Consider the following 24,993-nt stretch of genomic DNA (forward strand, 5'->3'; position numbering starts at 1 on the left):
CGCAGCTGTCGACCGGAGCCGCCCGCGCGCAGGCTCACACGCGGTTCAGTGCGTGCACCGCCTCGTCGTAGGACTGCTCCGCCAGCCGGACCCGGTCGCCGGCCAGCACGCCGTACCCGAACGTGCCCTCGCCTCCGCGCTCGGCGATGCCCGAGTGGACCCGGAGCACGTCGAGGGCGTGCAGCGACCGCACGCGCTCGGTGAGGACGTCGGCCGCGTCGCCGATCCGCTTCCACAGCGCGTGCGGGAACGCATCGTCGCCGAGGACGTCCATCGCCACCCGAGCACGGGTCGCCGCTCGCCAAGCCGCCTCGGTGGCCTCGCGCGCAGCGGCTTCCCGATCGAGGACGGCCGACGGGTCCTCGTCGTCGTCGCCCACCGCGTCCCGCACGAGTTGCCGCACGCGCGGCTTCTCGACGGCGGACACGTCCTGTGCGACCTGCTTCGGGGACCGGAGCGACCAATCCGTCGGTGCCGGCCGTTCCACCGCGTCGTCGAGCACGTCGAGCAGTTCGAGGAACGGCTCACCATGGAGGAACGCCACCACGTCGCGGACGGCGACGGACCGGCGTTCCCGGGTCGCGGCGAGGATGCGTTCCCGGGTCATGCTGTCGACGAGCGCATCCTGCGCGGGTGTCGACGCCCGCGGCAGACGGTCGACGAGGTACTCCGCCAGGGCGGCCCGCGCGGTCACGGCGGCGAGCCCATCGGCGGCCTCGGCCGCCCGGTCCACCGCTTCGGTCGCGGGGAACGCCGGACGGTACGACCCGATGACCGCGGCGATGCCGAGTGCGGTCTCCGCCGTCTCGTGGAGGTCCGCCTGCCCGCCGGAGCGGAGCAGCGCCTCCTGGGTGAGCAGCGCGCTGCGGAGCTTCCGCAGCCGCTTCGTCAGCGCGCGGGCAGCCGTCCCCTTCTCGGGACGGTCAGCGGTCTGGAGGCGCGGTGCCGGTGCGCCGTCCAGCGCACGTGCCAGCTTCGAGGACACGGCGGCGGGGCCGGCGCCGACGGCAGCGAACCGCCCGTCGAGCGCCGCGAACAGTTCGTGTGCGATCTGCGGGTCGACGCCCTCGACCGCTTCCACCTCGACCTCGCGCCAGGTGCGCGGCGACTCCGGCGCTTCGTCGTCGAGCCGCTGCGCCGTGACGTGGTCGTCCGCGAGCTCGCCGACCTGGTCGCCGTCCTCGTCGAGGAGGCGCGTGACCGTGCGCGTCGTGGTGATCCGCACGACCGGGCGGAGTCCGCGACCACGACGTTCGGTGAACAGGGCTGCGAGGACGTCGTCCGGGACGGAGTCGGCGTCGTCGGTGAGCGGGAAGTGTTCCTCGTGCCGGACGGTGTCGGACGCGGCGCGCTTGATGTGCCAGCCGGCGTCCGGGCCGCCCGTCCGTCGACGGACCGTGACCCGGGCGGCCACGAGGTCGTACCGCTCGGTGTCCCAGTAGGTGGCGTCGAGGTCGAAGGGTTCCTGGTGCTCGGTGCGGAGGATGCCGCCGGCGCCGATCAGGTCGGGGAGGTCGCCGCCCTCGGGCAGGTCGTAGGTGCGCTCGATCTCGAGGTGCGTGTCGCTCACGCCGTCCTGTCTACCAGGGCATCGCCGTCTTCCTCGAACCGTGCGGGTGCGACTGTGGAGAACCGGGTCGCGACGGCCGTGTGGGGATGCCAGACGCGGGGGTTACCCTGAGCCCATGAGCGAGACCCTCACCCGTGACGCGTTCGTGCCCGAGGCCGGCGCCGTCACGATGTTCACGACCAGCTGGTGCGGCTACTGCGCGCGGCTGAAGAACCAGATGACGAAGGCCGGCGTGCCCTTCCGCGAGGTCGACATCGAGCAGACACCGGGCACGGCCGAACTCGTCGCCGAGGTGAACGGCGGCAACCAGACCGTGCCGACGCTCGTGTTCCCGGACGGCAGCACGGCGACGAACCCGTCCCTCGCCGAGGTGCAGTCGCGCGTCTGACGCACGCACGCTCTGCCGGAACCACGAAACCGACATCGAACCGAGCGCAGAGCCGGGTTCGATGTCGGTTTCGTGGTTCGTTGGTGCGGGCACCCCCGGCGCCCCACACCCGGCGCCCGGCCCCTACTTCGCCCCGCGCTCCAGCGCCTCCGTCAGCAGCGCCGCCATGGCGTCGAGCTGGATGTCGCCGGAGTCGACCACTTCCTCGTCGGACCCGTCGAGCGCACGAGCGGCGAGCGACGCCTTCGAGTCGATGAGCTCGGCGATCTTGGTGTCGATCGTCTGCGCCGCGATGATGCGCCACGCGGTGACGGGCTCTTCCTGCCCGATGCGGTGCACGCGGTCGATCGCCTGCGTCTGCTCGGCGCTCGTCCACGACAGCTCGGCGAGCACGACGTTCGACGACACCTGCAGGTTGAGGCCGACGCCCGCCGCGGTGAGCGAGCAGACGATGACGGCGACGTCCGGGTCGTTCACGAAGGCGTCGATCTCGGCAGTGCGCTGCGCGGGCGTCTGGTCGCCACGGACGGTCGCGGTCTTCAGGCCACGGCGGGCGAAGACCTCCTCCGCCTGGTCCATCACGTCGAGGTGCTTCGCGAAGAACACGACCTTGCCGACGTTCGACGCGAGCTGCGCGGCGTAGTCCGCCGCGAGCTGGGCCTTCGCACGGCCGATCCGACGGACCATCGAGAACACGTTCTCGCCGGTCGACGAGGCGTCCTGGTCCTCGAGCTCCCAGCGGGCGACCTGCCGGACGAGCTTGTGGTCGATGCCGACGACCGGGTCCTGCCCGGTGCGTGCGTCGAGCGCCTGGTGGTACCGCTTGACGAGCTTCGCGGTGAGCTCGCGCTCGGCGTCCCGGATGGAACGACCGACCTCGTCGTCGAGTTCGACCGGGATGTCGGCGATGCGACGGGCGGGGATGTCCGCCGCGACGTCGACCTTGCGGCGCCGGACGATGCCCTGGTCGATGACGGCCTTGCGCGCCTCGACGAAGAAGCCCGGGTCGGCCGGGGTGAGCCCGATCTCCTCGAGCTCGTTCATGAGCTTCGCGCGGGGCTTCTTGTCGTCGATCCAGCCGAGGTACTCCCAGATGGTGCGGAAGTCCTCGACGGAGTTGATGAGCGGCGTCCCCGTCAGGGCCATGAGCAGCGGCGAGGCGGTGCGGGAGCGGATCGCCTCGGCGAGCTGCAGCACGAACCTGGAGCGCTGCGAGTCCTTGTTCTTGATGAAGTGCGCCTCGTCGACGACCATGCCCTTGAACCCGAAGTTCGAGAGCCAGCCGACGTGCCGGTCGAGGATCTCGTAGTTCACGATGACGATGTCCGCGAACCCGTCGAGGTCGTCCCCGTCGCCGTGGATCACCGTGGCGGTCCGGTTCGGCACCCAGCGCGACGCTTCACGCGCCCAGTTCGTCTTGACGACGTTCGGCACGACCACGAGCAGCGGGAACGCGTTCGCGGCGTCGGCGGCGAGCAGCGACTGCGCCGTCTTGCCGAGGCCGGGCTCGTCGGCGAGCAGGAACGTGCGGTGCCCCTGCGCGGCGGCGGCGATGAGTTCCGCCTGGTGCTTCATGAGCGTGGTGCCGGACTTCGAGTGGAGCGTGGTGGGCTCCGGCAGCGGCATCGACGCCGCTCCCCCGCCCGCGCCGTACTCGAACGACTTGAAGAGCGGACCGAACAGTTCCCAGTTCGCGAGGCGTCGCGGGTGCGCGACCGGCTGGTCGGCGAGGGCGAAGTCCGGCGGGAGGAACGGGTTCGCGAGCTGCCGCTGCACCACGGCCTGCGGCACGACCGCGCGCACCGGGGTCTCGACGACCGGGGACGGCTCGGCTGCGATGACGAGTTCCTCGGGCTGCAGCTCCATGCCGCCGGCGATCATCATGTCGCGCTTGACGGTCCGGGTCGCCTCGCTGACCGAGGCCTCCTCGGTGAGGAGCTGGATCACGCTCGTGTCGCGGGCCGCCGTCTTCGCGAGGATCGTCGCGACCCCGTCGAGCCGCTTGAGCTGCTCGGCACGCTGCGCATCGGTGAGCTCGGTGTCCGCCTTGACCCGCGCGCGTTCCTCGCGCATGAGCAGGGCGACGGCCTGGAACTTCGAGCGGTTCGACGCCTTGAGCGGTCCACGCTGCGCCGCCGCCTCCACCTCGCGCACGGCGCGGGCGAGGACGGGGATGACGCCGTCGTTGTCGAGCGGCCTGGTGCGACGCGACGCGGTCCGCGTCCCGCCGGCTGCTCGCCGGGTGCCTGATCGAGCCAACGCTCCTCCTGTTCCGCCCGTTCGTGCCGGGCGAGCCGCCCGTCGGGGCGGAAGTCCTGAACCGGTGCCTGACACGGCTCCGGTGTGCGGGAGCCACCGTGGCCCCCGCGTCGCCGGTCCCCGCCTCGGGACGTCCGGTGGAGTCCCGCGGACCGTTCCCATCGCGGCCACCGTGGGTACCGGATGCGACGGTCCGCGCCGGGATCCGGCGCCGTCACACGCACGTGGTGTCCCCTCGGGACGACCACGGATCCGGTTCCCACGTCGATCAAGTGACCGACTGCTGCGTCCGGAATCGACGCGGCACGCGGGAACGCGGTGCGTGCACGCTCAGTTTACTCCCCGACCACCGACAGGGGCGACTCGACGCCGCCCGCGCGCGTCGTGCCTCCTGGGCGGTCCTGCTGACGGCCTGGAGGCGCGGTGCCGGCCCGACCCGCGCCTCCCGTCCGTCACCCGGTCGCGCCCGCCACGCGCTGGCCCGAGACTCGCGTCGGCCGTGCCGAGAGTCGCGCCCAGCGACAGGCCTCGCGCGCCGATGCCCGAGGACCGTCGCCCAGCCCGAGACTCGGGTCCGCAGGGCCGCGACTCGCACCCCGCAGGGCGAGACTCGCGTCGGCCGCGCCGAGACTCGCGCCCAGCGACAGGCCTCGCCCGCCGATGCCCGCGGACCGTCGCCCAGCCCGAGACTCGCGTCAGCCGGGCCGAGATTCGCGCCCGGCGCCGGGCCGAGACTCGCGCGGCGTCAGGCCTGGGGCGCGGACCGCGGCCGCACGAGCCCGTCGGACGGCACGATCGGCGTCGCCTCGGCCAACGCCACCTGGGTCGCGGCGAGCAGCTGTTCCGCCGTGTGGATGCCGTTCGCGGACCCGGTCGTCGCCTGCCCGCCGGCGTGTGCGAGCAGCTGCGCGCCGATCGCCGGTCCGATGCGGTCGGCCTGGTCGGGGTTCCGCGCGACCCAGTCCCGGGCGACGGCGTCGGCGAGCCGTTCGGCTGCGGCCCCTCGTTCCGCGTCTCCACGCGACCGGTGCCAGAGCCCGGTGACGACGAGGTGCGCCACGACCGCGCCGATGTCGCGCACCGGGAAGCCCCAGCCGGCAGTGTCGATGTCGAGGAGTCCGGAGATCCGCCACGGCTCGTCCTCGTCGACGAAGACCTGTTCGAGGTGCAGGTCGCCGTGCACGACCTGCTTCGTCGCCGTCGCCCAGCCGATCGACCGTCGGCCGATCGCGTCGTAGAGCCCGTCGATCTCCTCCGCGTCCTGCGGCAGCGCTGCGACGAGCGTCCGACGGTGCCAGTCCGCGTGGTCCATGGCGTCGGCACGTGCCTGCTGCGTCATCGGCACCGTCGCGATCCGCCCGGTGAGCGCCGCGAGGGACGCCACGAAGCGCGGGTCGTCCGCGATGTCGAGGATGCGGCTACCGGCGGGCACCCCGCGGATGCGCTCGAGCACGAGGAGCCCGTCGCCGCGACTCGAGAGGACCCGCGGCACGGGGAGCCCCGCCTGGACGAACTGCTCGTGCGTCTTCTCGATCGGCGCCACGCGGTGCGGACGCACGACCTTGAGGAACACCGTGCCCTCAGCCGCGTCCACCCGGACCACCGCGCGCTTGCCGGGTCGGTACGCCGCGACCGTGAGGGTCGGATCGGTGACCGGCATGCCGAGCGTGGTGAGGAGCTCCGCGACCGCGTCACGGTAGGTGACCTGCGGCAGCACCGGCAGGCCGGGGTCGTTCGGGTACGCCCACACGGAGACCGGGTCGCCGGTGGCAGGGTCGGTCACGATCGCACTGTTCTGGTCGTGCGTCCCACCGGTGTCGACGTAGGTCAGGACGGTGGCGCGCTGACCGTTCCGGTCGACGGTGTCGACCTCGTAGCCGTAGAGGTAGCCGTTCCCCGACGGTTCCACCGAGTGCGCCCGCGCGGCCACGACGGAGGTCCCGGAGCCGGCGAAGGCCTGCGGGATGACGCGCTCATGGTTGGGCCACACGAGACCAGTCAACCGGACTGCACGGGTTTCGTCGCGTTCGTGCACGGCTCGGCGTGCGCCCCGTGGCTACCGTGGTCGTCGTGAACCCGGTCGCGCGCCTCCGCAGCTCCAGTCGCACGCCCTTCCTGCAGGTCGTGAAGACCGCGGTCGCGGTCGTCGCAGCGGTCCTGCTCTGCCGGGTGCTCATCGACGGGCCGTTCCCGACGTTCGCTGCCATCGCCGCGCTGCTCGTGGTGCAGCCGAGCATCAACCAGTCCTTCGTGAAGGGCCTCGAACGCAGCGCCGGCGTCGTCCTCGGCGTCGTCCTCGCCACCGGTTTCCACCTGCTGCTCGGCGACACGGTGTGGGTCGTGCTGCTCGTCATCGTGCTCGCGATCCTCATCGCGTGGGCGCTCCGGCTCACCCCGACGTCGGCGACGCAGGTCGGCATCAGCGGGATGCTCGTGCTCACGGCGGGGGTCGTCACGCCGAACTACTCGGCGGACCGGATCCTCGAGACCGTCCTCGGCGCCGTCGTCGCACTCGCCGTGAACGCCGCGATCGTGCCGCCGGTGCTGCTCGGGCCCGCGCACCTCGCGGTCGCCCGACTCGCCCGTGACACCGCGGGGGCGTTCGAACGCATCGCCATCGGCCTCACGGAGGGGTGGGACCAGGACCGCTGGCACGAGGCACTCCTGCAGGCCCGAGCCCTCCGGCAGCAGCACGCGCGCGCCGAGGCGTCGCTCACCGCCGCCCGTGAGTCGCTCACCATGAACCCGCGGGGCGGTCGTCACCGTCGGATCCTCGACGAGGACATCGCGGTCGCCGAACACCTGCGGGTGCTGGTCACCCGTGCCACGGGCATGACCCGCGCGATCCACGACAACACCGCGCCGGACCTCCGCGCCGACCCGGTGGTGGGCAGCATCGCGACCGAGGTCGCCCGGATCGCGGTCGAGGTCCGCGCGCTCGGGGCCCGGGTGGCGGCGTCCGAGGCGACGGCGACGACGTCGGTGACATCGGCGGACCTGACGGACACTGCGGAGGATCCCGGGCCCGCACTCACGGCACCGCTCGAGGTCATCCGGCCGAACTCGCGGCACTGGGTGCTCATCGGCGCGCTGCTCGAGGACATCCGGCGCATCCGGGAGGAGCTGCTCGGCGAGGACGACTGACCGGCGGCTGCGGCGCGGCGCGGCGCGGCGCGGCGCGGCGCGGGTCTGCGCGGCACGGCGCGGTGCGCCGTGGCGCTCAGCGCGAGTTCACGCGCTGGGCGACAGTTCACGCGGCCACGAGCCCGTGAACTGTCGCTGGGCGCGAGAAGCGACCGCGCGGAGCGGGTCGGCTCGGCACGGCCTGGAGGCGCGGTGCGGCTCCGACCGGCCCCCGCGCCGCCCGGGTCGGTCGCGTCAGCGTGCTGCCGCGGACGCCGCCTCGGCAGCGGAGTGCACGATGTCGTCCCAGATCGTCGCGGTCGGCAGGGCCGCGTCGCCGGACACGACCTCGACCTGGGCGAACCGGTTGATCTCGGCGACGGCCGCTTCCGCTCCCGCCGCCCGTGCCGCTCGGCTCGCCACGTCGGGCACGGCGGTCCGGAGTTCGGCGACGACACGGTCGCGGCTGCTGTCCTCCATGTCGCCGAGCACGCCGATGCCCTTCCAGGCGGCGTCGAGCTCAGCACGCAGACGGACGAGGGCCGGGTGTTCCGGCGAGTCGTTCATGGTGCCCCCAGTGCGGACGGGCGTCGGGTACGCCGCATCCGGAGCGTGAGCCTAGCAACGACAGAAGAAGTCCTCACGTCCCACGAACGAGGGACAGACCGTTCTACCTGGAGGTGCCGCTGACTGTGACGAGATTCAGCGACATCAGCCGAGGAGTACCCCTCAGCTCCCGGTTCGATGCCACGATGGGTCCGAGGAGGTCGCTATGCGCCTGTTGGTGGTCGAGGACGATGACGAGATGCGCGCGCTCATGGAGCGGGGTCTCGCCGCTGAGGGGTACCGCGTCACCGCGGTCGAGAACGGGGTCGAAGCGCTCATCGCCCTCGGCGAGCAGGCGTTCGACCTCGCCGTCGTGGACGTCATGATGCCCGGCATGTCCGGCTTCGAGCTCGCCCGGCGCATCCGGGAGCGCGAAGACCCCGTGCGCATCCTCCTCGTCACCGCGCGCGACGCCGTCGACGACCGGGTGTTCGGGCTCGACGCCGGCGCCGACGACTACCTCACCAAGCCGTTCGCGTTCGCCGAGCTCACCGCACGCCTCCGCGCGCTGGGCCGCCGCGAGACCACCGGCGCTCCCCGCACCATCGAGGTCGGCGACGTCTCCATCGACTCCGAGGCCCGCCGCGTCTCGATCAAGGGGCAGCGCGTGGCCGTGAGCCCGACCGAGTTCGCGCTCCTCCGGCTGCTCGCACGCTCCGTCGGCACCGTGGTGGACCGCCCGAAGATCCTCGAGGAGGTCTGGGACGGCTCGCAGCACGTCGACCCCAACGTCGTGGAGCAGTACATCTCGTACCTCCGCAAGAAGCTGACCTCGCACGAGGCGACGGTCGCGATCTCCACCGTGCGCGGTCGCGGGTACCGGCTCGACCTCCTCGGGGCGTGACCAGGTCGGGGCGTGGGCTGATCCGCCCGTTGCGGATGCTCTCGCTCCGGGCCCGGATCACGATCGGGTCCACGGCGATCGCAGCCGTCGTCATCGTGCTGCTCGTGCTCGTCATGCGGTTCCAGGTGGTGAGCGTGGTCGCGAGTGCCACCCGCACCCTGCTCGACGCCGATGCCGACCCGTACGTCGCCACGCTCGAGGTGGACAGCGCGCCCGACCTGTCCTCGCCGGGCAACGCGCAGCTCGTCGCCGTCGTTTCGCCGAGCGGTGAGATCGCCCTCTCGACCATGCCGCACCGGGTCGAGCGGGCGCTCGGCAGCCTGACGGAGGCGAAGGCCGGCACGTCGGTCATCCGCGTCGCCGGGTCGGAGTACCGCGTCGTCGTCGAGCACCCCGTGAACCGCGCCGGTCGCTGGACCGTCGTCGCCGCCCGCAACTCGCAGGCCGAGGCGATCGTGGTCGACGACCTGACCTCCACCCTGTCGCTCACGGGACTCGCGATCCTCGTCGCGTTCGGCGTCGCGTCGTGGGTCCTGGCGACGGCTGCCCTCCGCCCGGTGAACCGGATGCGCCGCGAAGCCGAACGGCTCTCCGTCGCTCCCGAACGCGCCGAGCTGCCGGTCGGCCCCGCCCAGGACGAACTCGCATCGCTCGCCACCACCCTGAACGCCTTCCTCGCGCGGACCCGCCAGGCGACCGAACGCGAGCGGCAGATGGTGTCGGACGCGAGCCACGAACTCCGGACCCCGCTGGCGATCCTGACCACCCAGCTCGACCTGGCGTCCCTCGACGGCGACGACGCGGCAGCCCTGGCCGCCCACATCGAGCGCGCGAAGCTGAGCGTCGCGCGGCTGTCGCGCCTCGCCAACGACCTGCTCGCGCTGTCCCGGATCGAGGAGTCCGAACGCCGGGAACAGGACGGCGGTGCACCCCCGACGACCGGCTGGTCCGACCTCGGCGACGAGGTGATGTCCGCCGTCGACCGCGTCCGGCTCATCGCGTCGGCGAAGGACATCACCGTGGACTTCGACCTGGAGCCCCCGGTCGCCGTCGGTGGCTCCGGCCCCGGCATCGGCGGCGGCACCGTGGAACCGCGGTACCGGTTGGACACCGGTGGCATGGCGCAGCTCGTGACGAACATCGCCGGCAACGCCGTGTCCGCGCTCCCCCGCGGCGGCGGCATCTTCGTGTCGTGGCGGAGCGCCGACGGCGAGGGCATCCTGCAGATCACCGACGACGGCCCCGGGGTCCCGGAGTCGTTCATCCCCGTCGCGTTCGACCGATTCACCCGTCCGGACGAGGCCAGACGGTCGCGCCCGAACCCCGACCCGGCCACCGGCGGGATCCCGCTGCCCGGGGGTTCGGGTCTCGGACTCGCGATCGTCCGGGCCATCGCGGAACGGGCCGGCGGCACGGCATCGCTCAGGAACGTCCGCTCCGGCGGTCTCGAGGTCACGATCCGCATCCCCGAGGTGTCGTAGCCCGGCCGGCGGGACCACGGCGTCACTGGAAGTCCCGCGACCGGGTGCGGACGGACAGGGACAGGTGCTCGATCCGGTCGGCCACCAGGTTCACGACCCCGTCCGGCGAACGTTCGAGGATCCCGCGGATGATGACCGCCGGCGCTTCCCGCGCGACCCGGCGGTAGCGCCCCCACACCCCGACGCTGCAGATCACGTTGACCAGCCCGGTCTCGTCCTCGACGTTCATGAACGTGATCCCCGACGCCGTCGCCGGGCGCTGCCGGTGCGTCACGATCCCGCCGACCTCGACCCGCCGACCGGTCTCGGCCGTCGCGGTGTCCTGGACGCTGAGCACCCCCCGCGCGGTGAGGCCGTCACGGACGTGCCGCACGGGGTGGTCGTCCGTCGTCATCCCCGTGGACCACATGTCCGCGATGAGGACGTCCCCGCTCGTCATCTGCCCGAACAGCGGCGGCTGCACCATCACCTGGGTGTCCGGGAGTTGGTCGGGGCGCTCGGCGGCGGCCTGCGCTGCCGACCACATCCCGCCGCGTCGATCGACGCCGAGCGCGGCGAAGGCATCGGCGGCGGCGAGCGCCTCGAGCTGCGCGGTGGTGAGGCCGACCCGGCGGGCGAGGTCGGACATGTCGGTGAACGGTCCGTGGGCCTCGCGTTCGGCGACGATCTTCTCGGCGCTCTTCCGTCCGAGCGACGAGACCTCGGCGAGGCCGAGCCGCACCGCGAACGCGCCGTCCCGTCGGTGCCGGGCGGTGTCGTCCGGAGCGGACGCGTCGAACGGCAGCACCGGGGGTTGGTCCGCGGCCAGGCAGTCGTCGTGACCGGTCGTGCGGCGCCGACCCGCGCCTCCCGGCCCGACGCAGCCGTCGGACCCGTCGGACCCGGCTGCGCTGTCCGCGTCCAGCGGTTCCAGCGTGGCGTCCACGCCGGACCGGAGGATGTCGGGCCGGAGCACCCGCACCCCGTGCCGTCTGGCGTCCGCCACGAGGGTCTGCGGCGAGTAGAACCCCATCGGCTGTGCCCGGAGCAGCGCCGCCAGGAACGCCCCCGGGTAGTGCAGCCGCATCCATGCGCTCGCGTAGACGATGAGCGCGAAGCTGATCGAGTGGCTCTCCGCGAACCCGAAGTTCGCGAACGCCTGGATCTTCGCGTAGATGGCGTCGGCGTCCTCGCCGTGGATGTCGTTCGCGGCCATGCCGGCGTAGAGCTTCTCGCGGAGCCGGTCGATCTTCTCGTGCCCCCGCTTCGACCCCATCGCGCGCCGGAGCAGGTCGGCGTCGTCCCCCGAGCAGCCGCCCACCGCGATCGCCATCTGCATGAGCTGCTCTTGGAAGAGCGGCACACCGAGGGTCCGCTCGAGCACCGGCTCGAGCGACGGGTGGATGTAGGTGATCGGTTCCTCTCCGGTGCGTCGCCGGATGTACGGGTGCACTGCGCCGCCCTGGATCGGTCCGGGGCGCACCAGGGCGACCTCGATCACGAGGTCGTAGAACCGTCGCGGCAGCAACCGGGGCAGCGTGCCCATCTGCGCCCGGGACTCCACCTGGAACACCCCGATCGTGTCCGCCCGGCAGAGCTGGTCGTAGACCCCCTGTTCCTCCTTCGGGATGGAGTGCATGTCCCAGCGCTCCCCGCAGTGCTCGTCGGCGAGGTCGAACGAGTACTGCAGGGCGGCGAGCATGCCGAGGCCGAGCATGTCGAACTTCACCAGGCCCATGTACGCGCAGTCGTCCTTGTCCCACTGCAGCACGGTGCGGCCGTCCATCCGGGCGTGCTCGATGGGCACGACCTCGCCCACCGGTCGATCGGTGAGCACCATGCCGCCGGAGTGGATGCCGAGGTGCCGCGGGAACCCGAGCACCTGCTGCGCCATGTCGACCACGGTGTCCGGGATGTCGTGGTCCTGGCTCTCCGTCACCGACCCCCACCGCTCGACCTGCTTCGACCAGGCGTCCTGCTGGCCCGGGCTGTGGCCGAGCGCCTTCGCCATGTCACGCACGGCGCCCTTCGGCCGGTAGGTGATCACGTTCGCCACCTGGGCCGCGTTGAACCGGCCGTACTTCTCGTAGACGTACTGGATCACCTCTTCCCGCCGGTCGGAGTCGAAGTCGACGTCGATGTCGGGTTCCTCGTCGCGCATCGCCGACAGGAACCGTTCGAACGGCAGGCCGTACCGGATCGAGTCCACCGCGGTGATCTCGAGCAGGTAGCAGACCGCCGAGTTCGCCGCCGACCCCCGGCCCTGGCAGAGGATGCCGCGCTCGCGGGCGTACTGCACCATGTCGCGCACGATGAGGAAGTACCCCGGGAAGTCCTTGTCCTCGATCACCGAGAGCTCGCGTTCGATGCGCTCGCGCTTCTGTGGGTCCACCCCGTCGGCGCTGCCCGGGTAGAACCGGCGGGCACCGCGCCAGGTGAGTTCCCGGAGCCACGACATCGGGGTGTGCCCCTCGGGGACGTCGATGCCGGGCAGCCCGGGCTTGACCGTCTTCAGCCGGAACCCCAGCTCGTCGGCGAGTTCCACGCTGTACTCGACCGCGCCGGGGTACCGCGCGAACCGTCTGGTCATCTCCACGCCGGAACGCAGGTGCGCGGTGGGGGCTGCGGGCAACCAGCCGTCGATCTCGTCGAGACTCCGACGCGCACGGACGGCGGCGAGCGCCGTCGCCACCGGGAACCGGTCGGGGGTCGCGTAGTGCACGTTCCCCGTGGCGACCGTGGGCAGCGCGTGCTTCGCGGCGAGTGCGGCCAGTGCGTCGTTCCGTGCGGTGTCCATCGGATCGCCGTGGTCGGTGAGCTCCACGACGACACCGCCCGTGCCGAAGCGGTCGAGCAGGGCGCGCAGGGCCGTCTCGGCCGCGGTCTCGCCCCCGCGCTCGAGCGCCTGCCGGACGGCGCCCTTCCGGCACCCGGTCAGGACCCGCCAGTGTCCGTCGGACCGCGCTGCGAGGTCGTCGAGGTCGTAGCGCGGCCGACCCTTCTCGGCGCCGGCGGCCAGGTGTGCGCTCGTGACCGCGCCGGCGAGCCGGTGGTAGCCGTCCTGCCCGTCGGCGAGCAGCAGCAGGTGCGTCCCCTCGGGGTCGGGGACGCCGTTCTGCGGCTCGGTGAGCCCGAGCGACAGCTCGGTGCCGTACACGGTGGCGACGGTCGGGTACGCCTCGGCGACCTCCGCCATGCGTGCGGCGCCGTAGAAGCCGTCGTGGTCCGTGAGGGCGAGGCCGTGCAGGTGCAGCCGGGCGGCTTCCTCGAACAGGTGCTCCGGCCCGCTCGCGCCGTCGAGGAAGCTGAACGTCGAGTGCGCGTGCAGTTCGGCGTACGGCACGACGGGCGCGTTGTCGTCGACGAGGACCGGGGGGACGGCCGGCGCGTAGGGCTCGCGCTTGCGGGACCAGGCGGGGCTGTCGCCGCCGTCACCGTCGTGGGCACTGCCGGGGTTCCGTTTGTCGGACAGGGCGCGTTCGAACTGCGACCACGGGATCGGCGGGTTGCTGTACCCCATCAGTGCTCCCCCGCCCACGTCGTCACGCGACGCGCTCCCGCGGTCACGTCGCCACCGCCTCGGCCCACCACCGGTGGTCGGCGAGCACCAGGTACCAGGCGCGCCCCTCGGCGTCGACGAGCTGCAGCCGGTGCAGTCGCCTGCCACCGGCTTCCCACCAGCGCACGACGAGCGGCCACGGTCCGGCCCACGCCGTGACGGAACCGAACCGACCGCCGCGCTCGCCCTCGGCCCGGAACCGTTCGGGGGTGCCGGTCAGGGCCCCTCGGTCGTCGACGTCGACGGTGCCCCCGTCGGCAGCGACGACGTCCACCGGCCGCGGACGGTCCAGCACGGTCGCCGGGGGTGGCCCGGGCAGCTTGCCGGGCCAGGGGCGGTCACGGACGGTCGCCAGTGCACGCTCGCCGCCGACGGGCGCATCGCCCCACGGGACGAGCACGACGCGTTCGGCCAGGGTGCGGCCGCCGCCGATCCGGGGCGTGACGACCCCCTCGTGCCCGACCAGCCCCTGCACACGGGCGAGACCGTGGTGCACGCGTTCGTCGGGTCCGGTCCCCCAGAGTCCACGCTCGTGGTTCGCCATGTCGTCCACCGCGACCGGCTCGAGCACCACCTGGACCACAGGCGCTTCGAGCCCGGTCGGGTCGACCCCGCCCGCGAGCTGCCAGCGCACCCGGTCGACCACGTCGGCGGCGTCGAACCACCGCGGGTGCACCCACGTGCGTTCGAGCAGGATGTCCCGCTCGTCGACGATGCCGACCCGGATCGTCGTGGCCACGAGCCCCGCTGCCCGGAGTCGCGCGGCGAAGTCGTCGGCGGATCGCCGGAACGCGAACGCGATCTGGTCGGCGCGGTCGAGCGGCGGTTCGAACGCGGCCTCGACCCGGAGTTCCGGGGGCACTGACCGCGCGGCGATCTCACGCGGGTCACGGCCGCCGGCGAGCCGGTGCAGGAACGCCCCCGCGACCCCGAACCGATCACGCACCTGCACGTCGCTCAGCGCCGCGAACTCGCCGAGGGTCCCGATGCCGAGCCGGCCCAGCAGCATCGCCAGGTCGGGGTCGCCGAGCACCCCGAGGGGCAGCCCGGAGAGGAAGGACGCCGATCCGTCGACGGGCACGATCCGGACCCGTTCACCCGGACGGGTCGGACGCGCACGCGCGGCCTGTTCGGCGGCGAACGGGGTGTCGGCGACCCCGGCACGGACCCCGGGCGCGCCGTGGTCGGCGGCGATGCCAGCGAGGGTGGCCGCCGCCGCGCGCTCCCCGCCGTAGTACCGGGCCGGTCCGCGGGAGCGCAGCGCGAGGGTGCCCGGCCGGAGGACCTCGACCCCCGGGACGGCCGCTTCGACCGCGCGGATGACCGGTTCGAACGCCCGGTGGTCGAGGGCGTCGTCGTACGGCTGCACCACGAGCTCGGGGCACCGTGCCTGCGCCTCACGCACGCGGAGCCCGCGGACCACACCGTGCTGTCGTGCACTGGCGGAACTGGCGTACACCTGCCCCTTCACCACGAGGGCGAACGGGTGTTCCGGCGGGGACCCGGCGGCCCGTGCAGCGGCGATCACCGGCCAGTCCGGGCACCACAGCACGATCGTCCGGGTCGGTGGCGGCTCGGGAAGCGCACCCCCGCGGGCGAGCGCGTCGGCACGGATCGCCCGCGCGTCCGGGACCGCGGCGTTCCCGGCGCCACCGGCCGCACCGGCGAGCGCACCGGTGACGCGAGCGCCGGACGTCCGGGTGCGGCCGCCCCCGCGCGGGCTCACGACGCCACCGCCACGGGACGCAGCACCCCGGGAGACGCGGCGGGTGCCACAGCGGGGGTGGCCGGCCGGACCGTGCCGTCCGCCGCGGGCAGCAGCAGGTCGGCGCTCACCGGACGCACCGCTCCGGCGCGACCGGTCGCCGACACCGTGACCCGTCGTTCGGTCAGGAACCCGTGACCCGACCCGATCCCGCCCCACTCGGACCGCGTCACCCGCAGCGTGACGTCCGCCCCCGGCCAGGACCCGAGCACGACCAGCGCGCCGCCCCGCTGCCGGAGTCGGGCCGACAGCCGGGAGACGTCACCGGGCACCACCCGACCGAGCGGACGGGTGAGGACGATCTGCGCCACGTCCGCCAGGGCGGCGGTCACGGTGAGCCACTGGTCCCCCGGGTCCGGCACGAGCACGAGCCGTTCGAGGTCGATGCCGGCCGCCGCTGCCGCTTCGACCCCGAAGGACGGCACCCCCACCACGGCGCACCATGCCCCGGCTGCCGACGCAGCCTGCAGCATCGTCATCGCCAGCAGCACGGATTCCTGCACCGCGTAGGAGCCCCCCACCCGGATCGCACCCCCGGGCAGGAGCGGCGCCAGCGCGTCGGCGGTGGGCAGTCCCTCGGTGTCGACGCGCGTGGACTCCATCTCGGCGACCCGCGAACGCAACGCCGTGATGCGTTCGAGCGCGGCCCGCGCATCCCCCAGGTGGTCGACCCGTCGAACCGGGCGGGCAGGACCGGAACGCCCGGTGGACTCCCGTGGAGCGCCGGGCGACCGGAGTGCCGCCGCCGTCTGCATGCCCTCATATTCGAACATGTGTTCGATGATGTCAATCGGGACCGACATCCTGTGGACAGAGGATTCGAACACCCGTTCGACACGCCGATGTGCTCTTACCAGCGGGCGACGGACCCCACTCCCGAGAGCACCGATCGGGTCTTCGTCTCGACCTCGTCCGCCTCGTCGGACGCGACCGACGACCACGTCACCGCGCCACCGGCACCGAACGTCCGGGTCCGTACCGAACCCTCATCGTCGAGGACCGTCACCAGTGTGCGGATCACCACCGACAGGTCGACCGCACCGCTGGCCGAGAAGTACCCGATCGCACCCGAGTACACCCCGCGAGGCGCGCGTTCGAGCCGGTCCGCGATCGCCATCGCACTCGTCTTGGGCGCGCCCGTCATCGACCCCGGCGGGAACGCCGCACGCACCACGGCCGCGCGGGAGACCCCGGCCGGCAGCACCGCGCCGATCGTGGAGACCATCTGGTGCACGCTCTCGTACGTCTCCACGTCGCACAGCCGATCGACGTGCACCGAGCCCGGCACGGCCGTGCGGAGCAGGTCGTTCCGGAGCAGGTCGACGATCATCACGTTCTCCGCGCGGTCCTTCACGCTGGCGGCGAGTTCCCGACGCACCGCTTCGTCCTCCACAGGGTCGTCGGCACGCCGTCGGGTCCCCTTGATCGGTTCCGCGGACACCACACCCGATGCCTCGATGCGCAGGAAACGCTCCGGGGAGCGGCTCGCGACCCGCAGCGGACCGAGCCGCAGGTACGCACCGAACGGGACCGGGTCCACTGCGCGGAGACGCAGGTACTCGACCAGGTGCGGGTCCGCGGCGGGGCCGACCCGCGCCTCCCGAACCGCGAACGCGGTGGTGAGGCACACCTGGAACGCGTTGCCCTCGCGGATCTCCGCACGGCACGCCTCCACGGCCGCCACGTAGTCGGCGCGCGTCACGCGACCCGTCGCATCGTCCAGGAGGCGCGGCTCGCCCTCCGTGACGTCCGCTCGCGTCGACCAGGCGCCCACCTCGTCGAGCCAGGTGCGGTTCGCGACGCTCGCGTCCGGTTCGGTGTCGTCCACCAGGGTGAGTGCCCAGGCATCCCCGCCCGTCTCGACGACCACCGCGCGGTCCGTGAACCGCAGGTCCGCATCGGCGTGACCGTCCGCCGTCCGATCGACACCACCCGACTCGCGTCCGAGCTCGTACCCGAGGAACCCGACCCAGCCGAGCGCGAACCCGCAGCCCGAGACGGGCTCGGGCAGCGTCGGGGTGCGATCGAGCAGGTCGGCGAGGACCTCGAACGCCGGACGGTCGGATGCCGGTTCGGCCCCGAACCACCGCTGCGACGCCGATGTGGTCTCGACGGACGCCCGCCGTGCCTCGTGCCGGAACCGCGCGGCGAACGGCCCGTCGGTCATCGCGAGCACCGACCAGCGCGCCCGGGCGCGTGCGGTGGGTGGTGCGCCGTCCGGCAGTGACGAGTCGAGCCAGACGACGTCCGCTCCGTTCGAGGCGGCCAGCGCTCCGAGGTCGGGGATCGCCGTCAGCCGCCGGACCTCGATCCGGGCGGTGGCGGGAGCTGCCGTCAGACGGCCGCGATCGTCCACGAGGCCGCCGAGGAGGCGCCCGGCTCGAGCACGACGAGACCGGCGTCGGCGCCGGCGTTGAACGCGTCCGGTGCGCAGGTCATGGGCTCGACGGCGAGGCCCGCGCGGTGGTACTCGGGGACGACGTGGTCCGCGGTGTGCACCTGCGCCCACCCGCACTCCGGGCCGAAGGCGACTCGGACGCCGTGCCCGTCCTCGGCGGTGAGCACGATCGCCGCGATGCCGTCGGCGTCACGGTCGAACCCGGTGAACGCGTGGTCGATGAACCGGTCGCCGATGCGCGTCGCGGTGCGCAGGTCGAACTCGTCGTGCACCGGCGCGAGGCCCGTCGGGACGAGGCGGTCCTCGGTGACCTCGAGCACCTCGGCGGCGGGCAGCGTCAGCGTCCAGTCGTCGACCCGACCCGGGCCTGCGACGAGGTACGGGTGGGGTCCGGTCCCCCATGGCGCTGCGTCCGGGCCGGTGTTCGTCCCGGTCACGGTGGTGTGCAGCCCGTCCGCGTCGAGGCGGTACTCGACGAGCACGTCGACGCGGAACGGGTAGCCCGTCTGCGCGGGCACCGTGGTGGCGAGGACGGCCCGGTCCGGCTCGTGCGACACGACCCGGAAGTCGGTCCACGCGACGAGACCGTGCAGGGCGTGGTGGCGCGTCGGCTCGGTCAGCGCCAGCTCGTGCTCCTGACCACCGAACGAGTACTGCCCGTCGACCACCCGGTTCGGCCACGGAGCGAGGACGGCCCCGCGGAACACCGGGCGGACCTCGTCGGCGTCGAACGGCACGACCAGGTCGCGGCCGGCGGAGCGGAGGGTCCGGAGCGTCGCCCCGACCGATGCGATCTCGGCCGTGTACCCGCCGGCGGTGATCGTCAGGGCGGAACCGGACAGGGGCGCGACGCTGCTCATGCGCTCAGCGTATCGGGATCACGGGGTGGGTCAGGACGAGAGGACCCTCGCGGCGCGGAGGAGGACCGCAGATCATTCACCGGCTCGGGTGACGGGGTCGGCTCCCCCGCCCGTCCCAGCTCAGGGCAGGTCAGTCGGACGAGGGTTGAGGGGGTCGCCGAGCTTCGGCGCCTTGCCCGGGACACAGTGCCCGGAGATGATGGCTGCCGCGTAGTCGGTGCCCGCTTGGAACTGGATGCCGAATCCGTCCTCCGCGGTGCCGTTGTTGTACCCGTTCGGGTAACCGATCACCGTGCGAGCTGGCTTGAGACTGGGATCGTGCTGGATCCGAACGTCCTTGTACCCGGCTGATTCCAGTGCCTTTGCCACCTCGTTGGTGACGGCATCCGGTGTGCCGGGCAATCGCAGGCGTCGGGCGGCGTAGAGGCTGAACTGTGCACCATCACCGCCATGCGAGGGGCAGGTCCCCCAGGACGAATCCGAGTCGTCCCAACCGTCAGTCCCGACGACCGACTCGATGGCATCGAGGATGTCCAGAACGTCCTCATGGGATTGTTCTGGCGTCGTTGCTCGATCCTTGCTCGCATCGACTGTCGGATCGATCCCGGCGCACGCCGTGAGCGCCACGACTGCGATGGCCATGGCGACGAGGTACCCCGTTCTGCGTTCCGCCGCCGTCACTCTGGTTTTCACTGGATCACCCTCCTGGCCAGCTTGTACCTCACGCTTGTGTACACGAACACCGCCGCTTCGGTGTGCTCTCGTCCTGGCCTTCGTCAGATCGATTCGCGCCGTCGGTCAGCATGGTGCGTCCTGTGTGTCAGTCGGACACCCGTCTCAATGGTTCGTGGTCGGTGGATCCGAGTTCGACGAAGCAGCCCCGGTCTTCGAACGCCGTGTTCGCAGAGCCGACGTGCCCGCGCCCGAGGTGCCGGAGTCCGACACCTTCGGTGATCTTCCGCTGCTTCTGTCGCGGGTATCGCGCCGAGGACCGGCCGCGCCGCAGTACTCGCCAGGACGGGGACACGAAAAACCCCCGCGGCTCCGAAGAACCGCGGGGGTTGTTGGTGGATCTGAGGGGACTCGAACCCCTGACCCCCTGCATGCCATGCAGGTGCGCTACCAGCTGCGCCACAGACCCGAAGTGTTGTGCTTCAGTGTCCCTCCGTTCCCCGGAGGCACCGTAGAAGCGTACACCATGCGAACGCCGGGTGACGAAATCGTCCTCGCCACCCGGGCGAGTCGCGACTACGCGGTGTGGTCCACCGGGAGCTCGAGCGTGATGGTCGGGCAGTCCGACCAGAGGCGCTCAAGCGAGTAGTACTGGCGGTCTTCTTCGTGGAAGACGTGCACGACGATGTCACCGAAGTCGATGAGGACCCAACGCCCCTCGGTCCGGCCTTCGCGACGGAGCGGCTTGGCCCCGGCTTCGAGGAGGCGCTCTTCGATCTCGTCCGCGATGGCGAGCACGTTGCGCTCGTTCCGGCCGGTCGCGAGCAGGAACACGTCGGTGAGCTGCAGCGGTCCGGTCACGTCGAGGGCGACGAGGTCTTCCGCCTGCTTGGCGTCGGCCGCCCGAGCGGCGATCTGCACGAGTTCCAGTGCACGTGAGGAGGCGGTCACGGATTCCTTCCGGTCGTCGATCCGGCAGGCAGCCGGTTCGCTTGATGGGTCCCGATCATAAGCCACCCCGCCGACAGCGGCCAGGCTGCGGTCGACGGGGCGCCGGTTTCCGGGGTGTCGGGGGTCGTCTCTAGCCGCCGAACGTGTGCGTGGTGACGAGGGCGACGATGATCACCGCTGCAGCCGCGATGCCGACGGCACCGACTGTGACGCCGAGGATGAGCGGCGTGCGCGACTCCTTCGGCTTGGCGGCGGCGAGCACCACCTGCCGCGTCGAGGTGTGGCTCGAGACGGCACGGCTGGCGCGGACCGGGCTGGCATCCGTGTCCGGCTGCTCGTCGTGCTGCTCGAGCAGGCGGTCCACCTCGGCGCCGTCGATCGGCCGGTGCGAACCCGTCGAGGACAGCGAGGAGGGCAGGTCGATCGAGCCCGTGAGGATGACCTCACCCGTGGCGTTGAGCGCACCCGTCGGGTCGGCCAGCGCCGAGTTCGGCAAGATGATGGCGTTCGTGTTGGTCACGGCGACGCGGCGGGCACCGGTCTCCTCGTCGTGGACCTCGGCGTCGTTCGAGTCGTGCGCCTGCTGCGACCAGTGACCCACGGGCGGCTCGAACGCGGTCGTCAGCGGCTTCGGTTCGGACGGCCGCTGGAACGACGCCGGTACCCGCGGCGTCGACGACGGTGCCGAGGCCGGGCGGGCGGTCTGCGCGGGCTGCGCCTGGACGGGCACCTCGTTCGTGTCGTCCTCGTCCAGCGAGAGCGGGAAGACCGCCGGGGTCGACGACTCGACCGTCGGGAACGACGAGCGGACCGGGTCGCCGGACGGCGCGTCCGTCGGGGCTCCGGCGGCTGCTTCCGGTCCGGACGGCGCGTCAGACGCGTCGTGCGGCGCCCAGGTCGAACGGTGGCGACGCGGCTCGTCACTGTGGGCCACGGCCGTCTCGAGGGGCTCGATGGCGTCCGGCGAGCCGTCCGCCTCGGTCGCCTGGGCAACCGCAGCCTGGTCCAGCGCGACGGTCTCGACCCCGGGCTCCTGTGCGTCCGGCTCGGGAGCGCGTCCGGCTCCGGCATCGACCTGCAGGGCGTCGACCGAGCCGAGCACGTCCTGCACGGTGCGGTCGGACGACTGCGGCGTGGGGTTCTGCAGCGGGACGGGCTGGATGGCCTGCCCCTCGGCGGCGCGCATCTCACGGATCTGACGACGGGTCAGTCCGCCGCTGCCCGGGACGATCTCGGTCGCGGACGCCGGCGGCATCACCGGGATGCCCGCGTGCGCGGACGCAGCGGACGTCGGTGCGGAAGCCGACGAGGGGACGGCGGACTGCGCCGGTGCTCCCGGTGCGGGTGCGACGTGGCTCCCCGGGCGGTGTCGGACCCCCGACTCCGCTGCGGGAGCCGCGACGGTCGGTGGCGGCGTCACGGGCTGCGCGCCGGCCGCGGCGGCGCGCTCACGCTCGCGCGCCTGGCGCCGCGACAGGGGCGGCTGCGCGTCGGACGAACTCATGCAACGCTCCGATACAGATGGTGCTTCGAGATGTACTGGACGACACCGTCTGGGACCAAGTACCACACGGGGAAACCGCGTCTCACCCGGTCGCGGCAATCGGTCGACGATATGGCCAGCGCGGGAACTTCGAGCAAGCTTACGTCGCGTTCTGGCAGTCCCGTGATGCTCAAGGCGTGTCCTGGTCGTGTCACGGCGACGAAGTGCGCGAGGTCCCAGAGCCCATCATGGTCCTTCCAGTCGACAATCTGCTGGACGGCGTCTGCGCCCGAGATGAAGACGAGCTGCGCATCGGGCCGCTGGGCATGCAGGTCGCGCAGCGTGTCGACGGTGTAGGTCGGGCCGGGGCGGTCGATGTCGACGCGGCTCACGGTGAACATGGGGTTCGACGCGGTGGCGACGACCGTCATGAGGTACCGGTGCTCGGCGTCCGTGACGTCCGACTTCATGTACGGCTGGCCCGTCGGGACGAAGACCACTTCGTCGAGGTCGAACGCACGCGCGACTTCCGACGCGGCCACGAGGTGGCCGTTGTGGATCGGGTCGAACGTGCCACCCATCACACCGATGCGTGGCCGCCCCGTGCTCTCGAGCATGGAGTGGCGGGTCAGATCTCGGTGCGACCGAACTCGTCGACACCCGTCTCGTGGGTGCGCGTGGCCTCGAACTTGTGCGAGTGACGGTAGGCGACGTCGCGGAAGCTCCAGGTCACGAACCCGAGGAACGCGAAGAAGAGGGCACCGACGAGCGGGAAGACGTACGCGGGGACCCCGGAGGCGTGCTCAGCGGCTTCAGCGAGGAAGGTCATGTGTCCGATGCTCCGTTCGGTCGGGGGAAGTCGCCGTTCAGTCTAGCCGCGGATCTGGCCCTGACCGCGCACGATCCACTTGGTGCTCGTGAGTTCGGGCAGCCCCATCGGGCCCCGTGCGTGGAGCTTCTGCGTCGAGATCCCCACCTCAGCGCCGAACCCGAACTCCCCGCCGTCGGTGAACCGCGTCGATGCGTTCGCCATGACGACGGCCGAGTCGACCTCGGCGATGAACCGCTCGGCCGTGTCGACGTCGTTCGTGACGATCGACTCGGTGTGGTGTGTCGACCACCGCGCGATGTGCGCCATGGCGCCGTCGACGTCCGGCACGACCCGGATCGACAGGTCGAGGTCCATCGACTCGGTCGCCCAGTCCTCGTCGGTGGCACGGAGCACGCCGGGGACGATCGCCCGGGTTGCGTCGTCGCCCCGCAGCGTCACACCGGCAGCGCGGAGCCGGTCGGCCAGGACGGGCAGCAGGCGTTCCGCGGCGTGCTCGTGCACCAGGAGGGTCTCGAGGGCGTTGCACACGCTCGGCCGCTGCACCTTGCTGTTCAGCACGATGTCGACCGAACGGTCGAGGGGCGCCGACTCGTCGAGGAACACGTGCACGACGCCGGCGCCGGTCTCGATGACGGGGACCTGCGACTCGGTCACGACGGTCTGGATGAGCGACGCACTGCCCCGCGGGATGAGGACGTCGACGAGCCCGCGGGCGCGCATGAGCTCGTTGGCGCCGGCGCGACCGAACTCGTCGATGGTCTGCACGAGCTCACGCGGCAGGCCGACCGACGCGACCGCGTCCTGGATCCGGGCGACGAGCACGGCGTTCGTCCGCTGTGCGGCGGAGCCACCGCGGAGCACGACCGCGTTGCCGCTCTTCAACGCGAGGCTCGCGATGTCGACCGTGACGTTGGGCCGCGCCTCGTAGATCGCCCCGACGACGCCGAACGGCACCCGCACCTGGGTGAGCTGCAGGCCGTTCGGCAACCGGGAACCGCGGACGTGCTGACCTACCGGGTCGGTGAGTCCCACCACGTGCTCCACGGCGTCCGCGAGGGCGTCGATGCGGTCGACGTCGAGCCGGAGCCGGTCGAGCAGGCCCGACGAGAGGCCGGACTCCTCACCCGCGACGAGATCGCCGTGGTTCGCCTGGACGATGTCCGCCGTCGCTGCCCGGACCGCCGCAGCGATCGCCCGGAGCGCCGCGTCCTTCACCGCGGTCGTCGCCGTCGCGAGCGCCGACGAGGCGTCGCGCGCGGCGACGAGCTTGTCGGTCAGGGTCGGTGCTGGTGCGGTCAGCGACATGGCTCGATTCTAGGTGCGCGCGAGCCCTGTGACGGAGCCGTGCCGCGCCTGGCGAACGGGCACGAGAGGAACCGCGAGCCGAGCGGAACCCCCGCACCGTCACCCGCGCGGTGCGGCCTCGAACCAGGTGCCCACCGCGTCGCCCGCGAGCGCCCGCTCGACCAGCGCCGTCGCCGTCACGAGCACCGACGTGCCCGCCTCGGCCGCGAGCCGAGCAGCGGCCACCTTCGTCCCCGCTCCCCCGGTGCCCACACCGGCAGCGCCGATCGACCCGAACGTGACCCCGATGAGCTCGTCGCCGAACGGCACGAGGTCGATCGGGGCCGCCCCGGGCTGTTCCGGCGGTCGCGTGTACAGCGACTCGACGTCGGACAGCAGCACGAGTGCGTCCGCTCCGAGCAGCCGCGCGACGAGGGCCGCGAGCCGGTCGTTGTCGCCGAAGCGGATCTCGTGCGTGGCGACCGTGTCGTTCTCGTTCACGATCGGGAGCACCCGGAGCGCGAGCAACCGGTCGATCGCCCGCTGTGCGTTGACGCGGTGCGTGGGGTTCTGCAGGTCGCCGGCGGTGAGCAGGATCTGCGCGGCGACGACGCCGTGGCGGTCGAGTTCCTTCTGGTAGCGGAACATCAGCACGTTCTGCCCCGTCGCCGCGGCGGCCTGCTGCGTGGCGAGGTCGTCCGGGCGCCCCTCGAGTCCGAGGAACGGGAACCCGGTGGCGATCGCACCGGACGACACCAGCACGACCTCGGTGCCGCGGGCGTGGGCGGCGGCCAGGGCGTCCACGAGCGGCGCGATCTGCCCGGTGTTCTCCCCGCTGACCGACGACGACCCCACCTTGACCACGATCCGCCGCGCGCGTGGGATGTCCTCACGCCGGGTGACGGGTCCGAGGTCGGCGCGTGCGGTCGTGTCGGTCAT

At 72.3% G+C, this 24,993-nt stretch carries 20 protein-coding genes and 1 tRNA gene; 4 read left to right on the top strand and 17 right to left on the bottom strand.

Annotation, left to right across the window (positions count from 1 at the left end):
* Window positions 1–34: 34 nt before the first annotated feature.
* On the bottom strand, window positions 35–1,570 hold the full coding sequence (locus tag ACTJKO_RS10060) for a CYTH domain-containing protein (protein WP_440688226.1): 1,536 nt from the start codon (window positions 1,568–1,570) through the stop codon (window positions 35–37).
* 115 nt (window positions 1,571–1,685) lie between these two features.
* Here ACTJKO_RS10060 and ACTJKO_RS10065 point away from each other — a divergent pair, with 115 nt between their 5' ends.
* Window positions 1,686–1,958: a mycoredoxin gene (locus ACTJKO_RS10065; protein WP_440688228.1), complete on the top strand. Its 273-nt coding sequence runs from the start codon at window positions 1,686–1,688 to the stop codon at window positions 1,956–1,958.
* A 123-nt stretch (window positions 1,959–2,081) separates the two neighbouring features.
* On the opposite strand, the gene ACTJKO_RS10070 is transcribed toward ACTJKO_RS10065, so the two are convergent.
* Window positions 2,082–4,217, bottom strand: coding sequence for a DEAD/DEAH box helicase (locus tag ACTJKO_RS10070; protein WP_440688230.1), 2,136 nt, complete (start codon window positions 4,215–4,217; stop codon window positions 2,082–2,084).
* A gap of 745 nt (window positions 4,218–4,962) precedes the next feature.
* Window positions 4,963–6,207 (bottom strand): phosphotransferase enzyme family protein, encoded by a 1,245-nt coding sequence (locus ACTJKO_RS10075; protein ID WP_440688232.1) that lies wholly within the window; start codon window positions 6,205–6,207, stop codon window positions 4,963–4,965.
* Between the two features lie 80 nt (window positions 6,208–6,287).
* Here ACTJKO_RS10075 and ACTJKO_RS10080 point away from each other — a divergent pair, with 80 nt between their 5' ends.
* Window positions 6,288–7,361: an FUSC family protein gene (locus ACTJKO_RS10080; RefSeq protein ID WP_440688234.1), complete on the top strand. Its 1,074-nt coding sequence runs from the start codon at window positions 6,288–6,290 to the stop codon at window positions 7,359–7,361.
* 234 nt (window positions 7,362–7,595) lie between these two features.
* Here the strand turns inward: ACTJKO_RS10080 and ACTJKO_RS10085 are convergent, their stop codons facing one another.
* Window positions 7,596–7,907, bottom strand: coding sequence for a hypothetical protein (locus ACTJKO_RS10085; protein WP_440688236.1), 312 nt, complete (start codon window positions 7,905–7,907; stop codon window positions 7,596–7,598).
* Window positions 7,908–8,112: 205 nt separating this feature from the next.
* Here ACTJKO_RS10085 and ACTJKO_RS10090 point away from each other — a divergent pair, with 205 nt between their 5' ends.
* Together ACTJKO_RS10090 and ACTJKO_RS10095 are read left to right on the top strand one after the other, a co-directional pair.
* Window positions 8,113–8,790, top strand: coding sequence for a response regulator transcription factor (locus tag ACTJKO_RS10090; protein ID WP_440688238.1), 678 nt, complete (start codon window positions 8,113–8,115; stop codon window positions 8,788–8,790).
* Window positions 8,787–10,271 carry a sensor histidine kinase gene (locus ACTJKO_RS10095; protein ID WP_440688240.1) on the top strand — a complete coding sequence of 495 codons (1,485 nt, stop codon included), beginning with the start codon at window positions 8,787–8,789 and terminating at the stop codon, window positions 10,269–10,271. Before ACTJKO_RS10090 ends, ACTJKO_RS10095 begins: the two co-directional genes overlap by 4 nt.
* Before the next feature lie 22 nt (window positions 10,272–10,293).
* Here ACTJKO_RS10095 and ACTJKO_RS10100 read toward each other — a convergent pair whose 3' ends face one another.
* The 13 genes from ACTJKO_RS10100 to proB form a co-directional block, all read right to left on the bottom strand.
* Complete coding sequence (locus ACTJKO_RS10100) at window positions 10,294–13,770, bottom strand: error-prone DNA polymerase (RefSeq protein WP_440688242.1); 3,477 nt, start codon at window positions 13,768–13,770, stop codon at window positions 10,294–10,296.
* A gap of 43 nt (window positions 13,771–13,813) precedes the next feature.
* Entirely contained in the window at window positions 13,814–15,535 is a 1,722-nt protein-coding gene (locus tag ACTJKO_RS10105) for a DNA polymerase Y family protein (RefSeq protein WP_440688244.1), read from the bottom strand.
* Window positions 15,532–16,347: a hypothetical protein gene (locus tag ACTJKO_RS10110; protein ID WP_440688246.1), complete on the bottom strand. Its 816-nt coding sequence runs from the start codon at window positions 16,345–16,347 to the stop codon at window positions 15,532–15,534. Before ACTJKO_RS10110 ends, ACTJKO_RS10105 begins: the two co-directional genes overlap by 4 nt.
* Window positions 16,348–16,424: 77 nt before the next feature.
* Complete coding sequence (locus ACTJKO_RS10115; RefSeq protein WP_440688248.1) at window positions 16,425–17,930, bottom strand: anthranilate synthase component I family protein; 1,506 nt, start codon at window positions 17,928–17,930, stop codon at window positions 16,425–16,427.
* On the bottom strand, window positions 17,909–18,832 hold the full coding sequence (locus ACTJKO_RS10120; RefSeq protein ID WP_440688250.1) for an aldose 1-epimerase family protein: 924 nt from the start codon (window positions 18,830–18,832) through the stop codon (window positions 17,909–17,911). Before ACTJKO_RS10120 ends, ACTJKO_RS10115 begins: the two co-directional genes overlap by 22 nt.
* Before the next feature lie 120 nt (window positions 18,833–18,952).
* Window positions 18,953–19,474, bottom strand: a complete 522-nt coding sequence (locus ACTJKO_RS10125) for a hypothetical protein (protein ID WP_440688252.1) — start codon at window positions 19,472–19,474, stop codon at window positions 18,953–18,955.
* A 423-nt stretch (window positions 19,475–19,897) separates the two neighbouring features.
* Window positions 19,898–19,973 (bottom strand) — tRNA-Ala (locus tag ACTJKO_RS10130).
* A gap of 107 nt (window positions 19,974–20,080) precedes the next feature.
* The gene (rsfS, locus tag ACTJKO_RS10135) at window positions 20,081–20,455 is read right to left on the bottom strand and encodes a ribosome silencing factor (RefSeq protein WP_440688254.1); all 375 of its coding nucleotides are present in this window, start codon (window positions 20,453–20,455) and stop codon (window positions 20,081–20,083) included.
* 130 nt (window positions 20,456–20,585) lie between these two features.
* Window positions 20,586–21,959 (bottom strand): hypothetical protein, encoded by a 1,374-nt coding sequence (locus tag ACTJKO_RS10140; protein ID WP_440688256.1) that lies wholly within the window; start codon window positions 21,957–21,959, stop codon window positions 20,586–20,588.
* Window positions 21,956–22,555: a nicotinate-nucleotide adenylyltransferase gene (nadD, locus tag ACTJKO_RS10145; protein ID WP_278311999.1), complete on the bottom strand. Its 600-nt coding sequence runs from the start codon at window positions 22,553–22,555 to the stop codon at window positions 21,956–21,958. Before nadD ends, ACTJKO_RS10140 begins: the two co-directional genes overlap by 4 nt.
* Window positions 22,556–22,566: 11 nt before the next feature.
* The gene (locus ACTJKO_RS10150; RefSeq protein ID WP_440688258.1) at window positions 22,567–22,767 is read right to left on the bottom strand and encodes a hypothetical protein; all 201 of its coding nucleotides are present in this window, start codon (window positions 22,765–22,767) and stop codon (window positions 22,567–22,569) included.
* Between the two features lie 42 nt (window positions 22,768–22,809).
* Complete coding sequence (locus ACTJKO_RS10155) at window positions 22,810–24,075, bottom strand: glutamate-5-semialdehyde dehydrogenase (protein ID WP_440688260.1); 1,266 nt, start codon at window positions 24,073–24,075, stop codon at window positions 22,810–22,812.
* A 99-nt stretch (window positions 24,076–24,174) separates the two neighbouring features.
* Window positions 24,175–24,993 carry a glutamate 5-kinase gene (gene proB, locus ACTJKO_RS10160; protein ID WP_440688262.1) on the bottom strand — a complete coding sequence of 273 codons (819 nt, stop codon included), beginning with the start codon at window positions 24,991–24,993 and terminating at the stop codon, window positions 24,175–24,177.

The sequence above is a fragment of the Curtobacterium sp. 22159 genome, assembly GCF_052045775.1.
Classification (GTDB): domain Bacteria; phylum Actinomycetota; class Actinomycetes; order Actinomycetales; family Microbacteriaceae; genus Curtobacterium.

What these genes read in the sequence shown, in the direction of transcription:
- ACTJKO_RS10065 (WP_440688228.1), top strand. Translation starts at nt 1,686, where the DNA reads ATGAGCGAGACCCTCACCCGTGACGCGTTCGTGCCCGAGGCCGGCGCC.
- ACTJKO_RS10085 (WP_440688236.1), bottom strand. Translation starts at nt 7,907, where the DNA reads ATGAACGACTCGCCGGAACACCCGGCCCTCGTCCGTCTGCGTGCTGAG.
- ACTJKO_RS10090 (WP_440688238.1), top strand. Translation starts at nt 8,113, where the DNA reads ATGCGCCTGTTGGTGGTCGAGGACGATGACGAGATGCGCGCGCTCATG.
- ACTJKO_RS10100 (WP_440688242.1), bottom strand. Translation starts at nt 13,770, where the DNA reads ATGGGGTACAGCAACCCGCCGATCCCGTGGTCGCAGTTCGAACGCGCC.
- ACTJKO_RS10110 (WP_440688246.1), bottom strand. Translation starts at nt 16,347, where the DNA reads ATGTTCGAATATGAGGGCATGCAGACGGCGGCGGCACTCCGGTCGCCC.
- ACTJKO_RS10120 (WP_440688250.1), bottom strand. Translation starts at nt 18,832, where the DNA reads ATGAGCAGCGTCGCGCCCCTGTCCGGTTCCGCCCTGACGATCACCGCC.
- ACTJKO_RS10125 (WP_440688252.1), bottom strand. Translation starts at nt 19,474, where the DNA reads ATGGCCATCGCAGTCGTGGCGCTCACGGCGTGCGCCGGGATCGATCCG.
- ACTJKO_RS10140 (WP_440688256.1), bottom strand. Translation starts at nt 21,959, where the DNA reads ATGAGTTCGTCCGACGCGCAGCCGCCCCTGTCGCGGCGCCAGGCGCGC.
- nadD (WP_278311999.1), bottom strand. Translation starts at nt 22,555, where the DNA reads ATGCTCGAGAGCACGGGGCGGCCACGCATCGGTGTGATGGGTGGCACG.
- ACTJKO_RS10150 (WP_440688258.1), bottom strand. Translation starts at nt 22,767, where the DNA reads ATGACCTTCCTCGCTGAAGCCGCTGAGCACGCCTCCGGGGTCCCCGCG.
- ACTJKO_RS10155 (WP_440688260.1), bottom strand. Translation starts at nt 24,075, where the DNA reads ATGTCGCTGACCGCACCAGCACCGACCCTGACCGACAAGCTCGTCGCC.
- proB (WP_440688262.1), bottom strand. Translation starts at nt 24,993, where the DNA reads ATGACCGACACGACCGCACGCGCCGACCTCGGACCCGTCACCCGGCGT.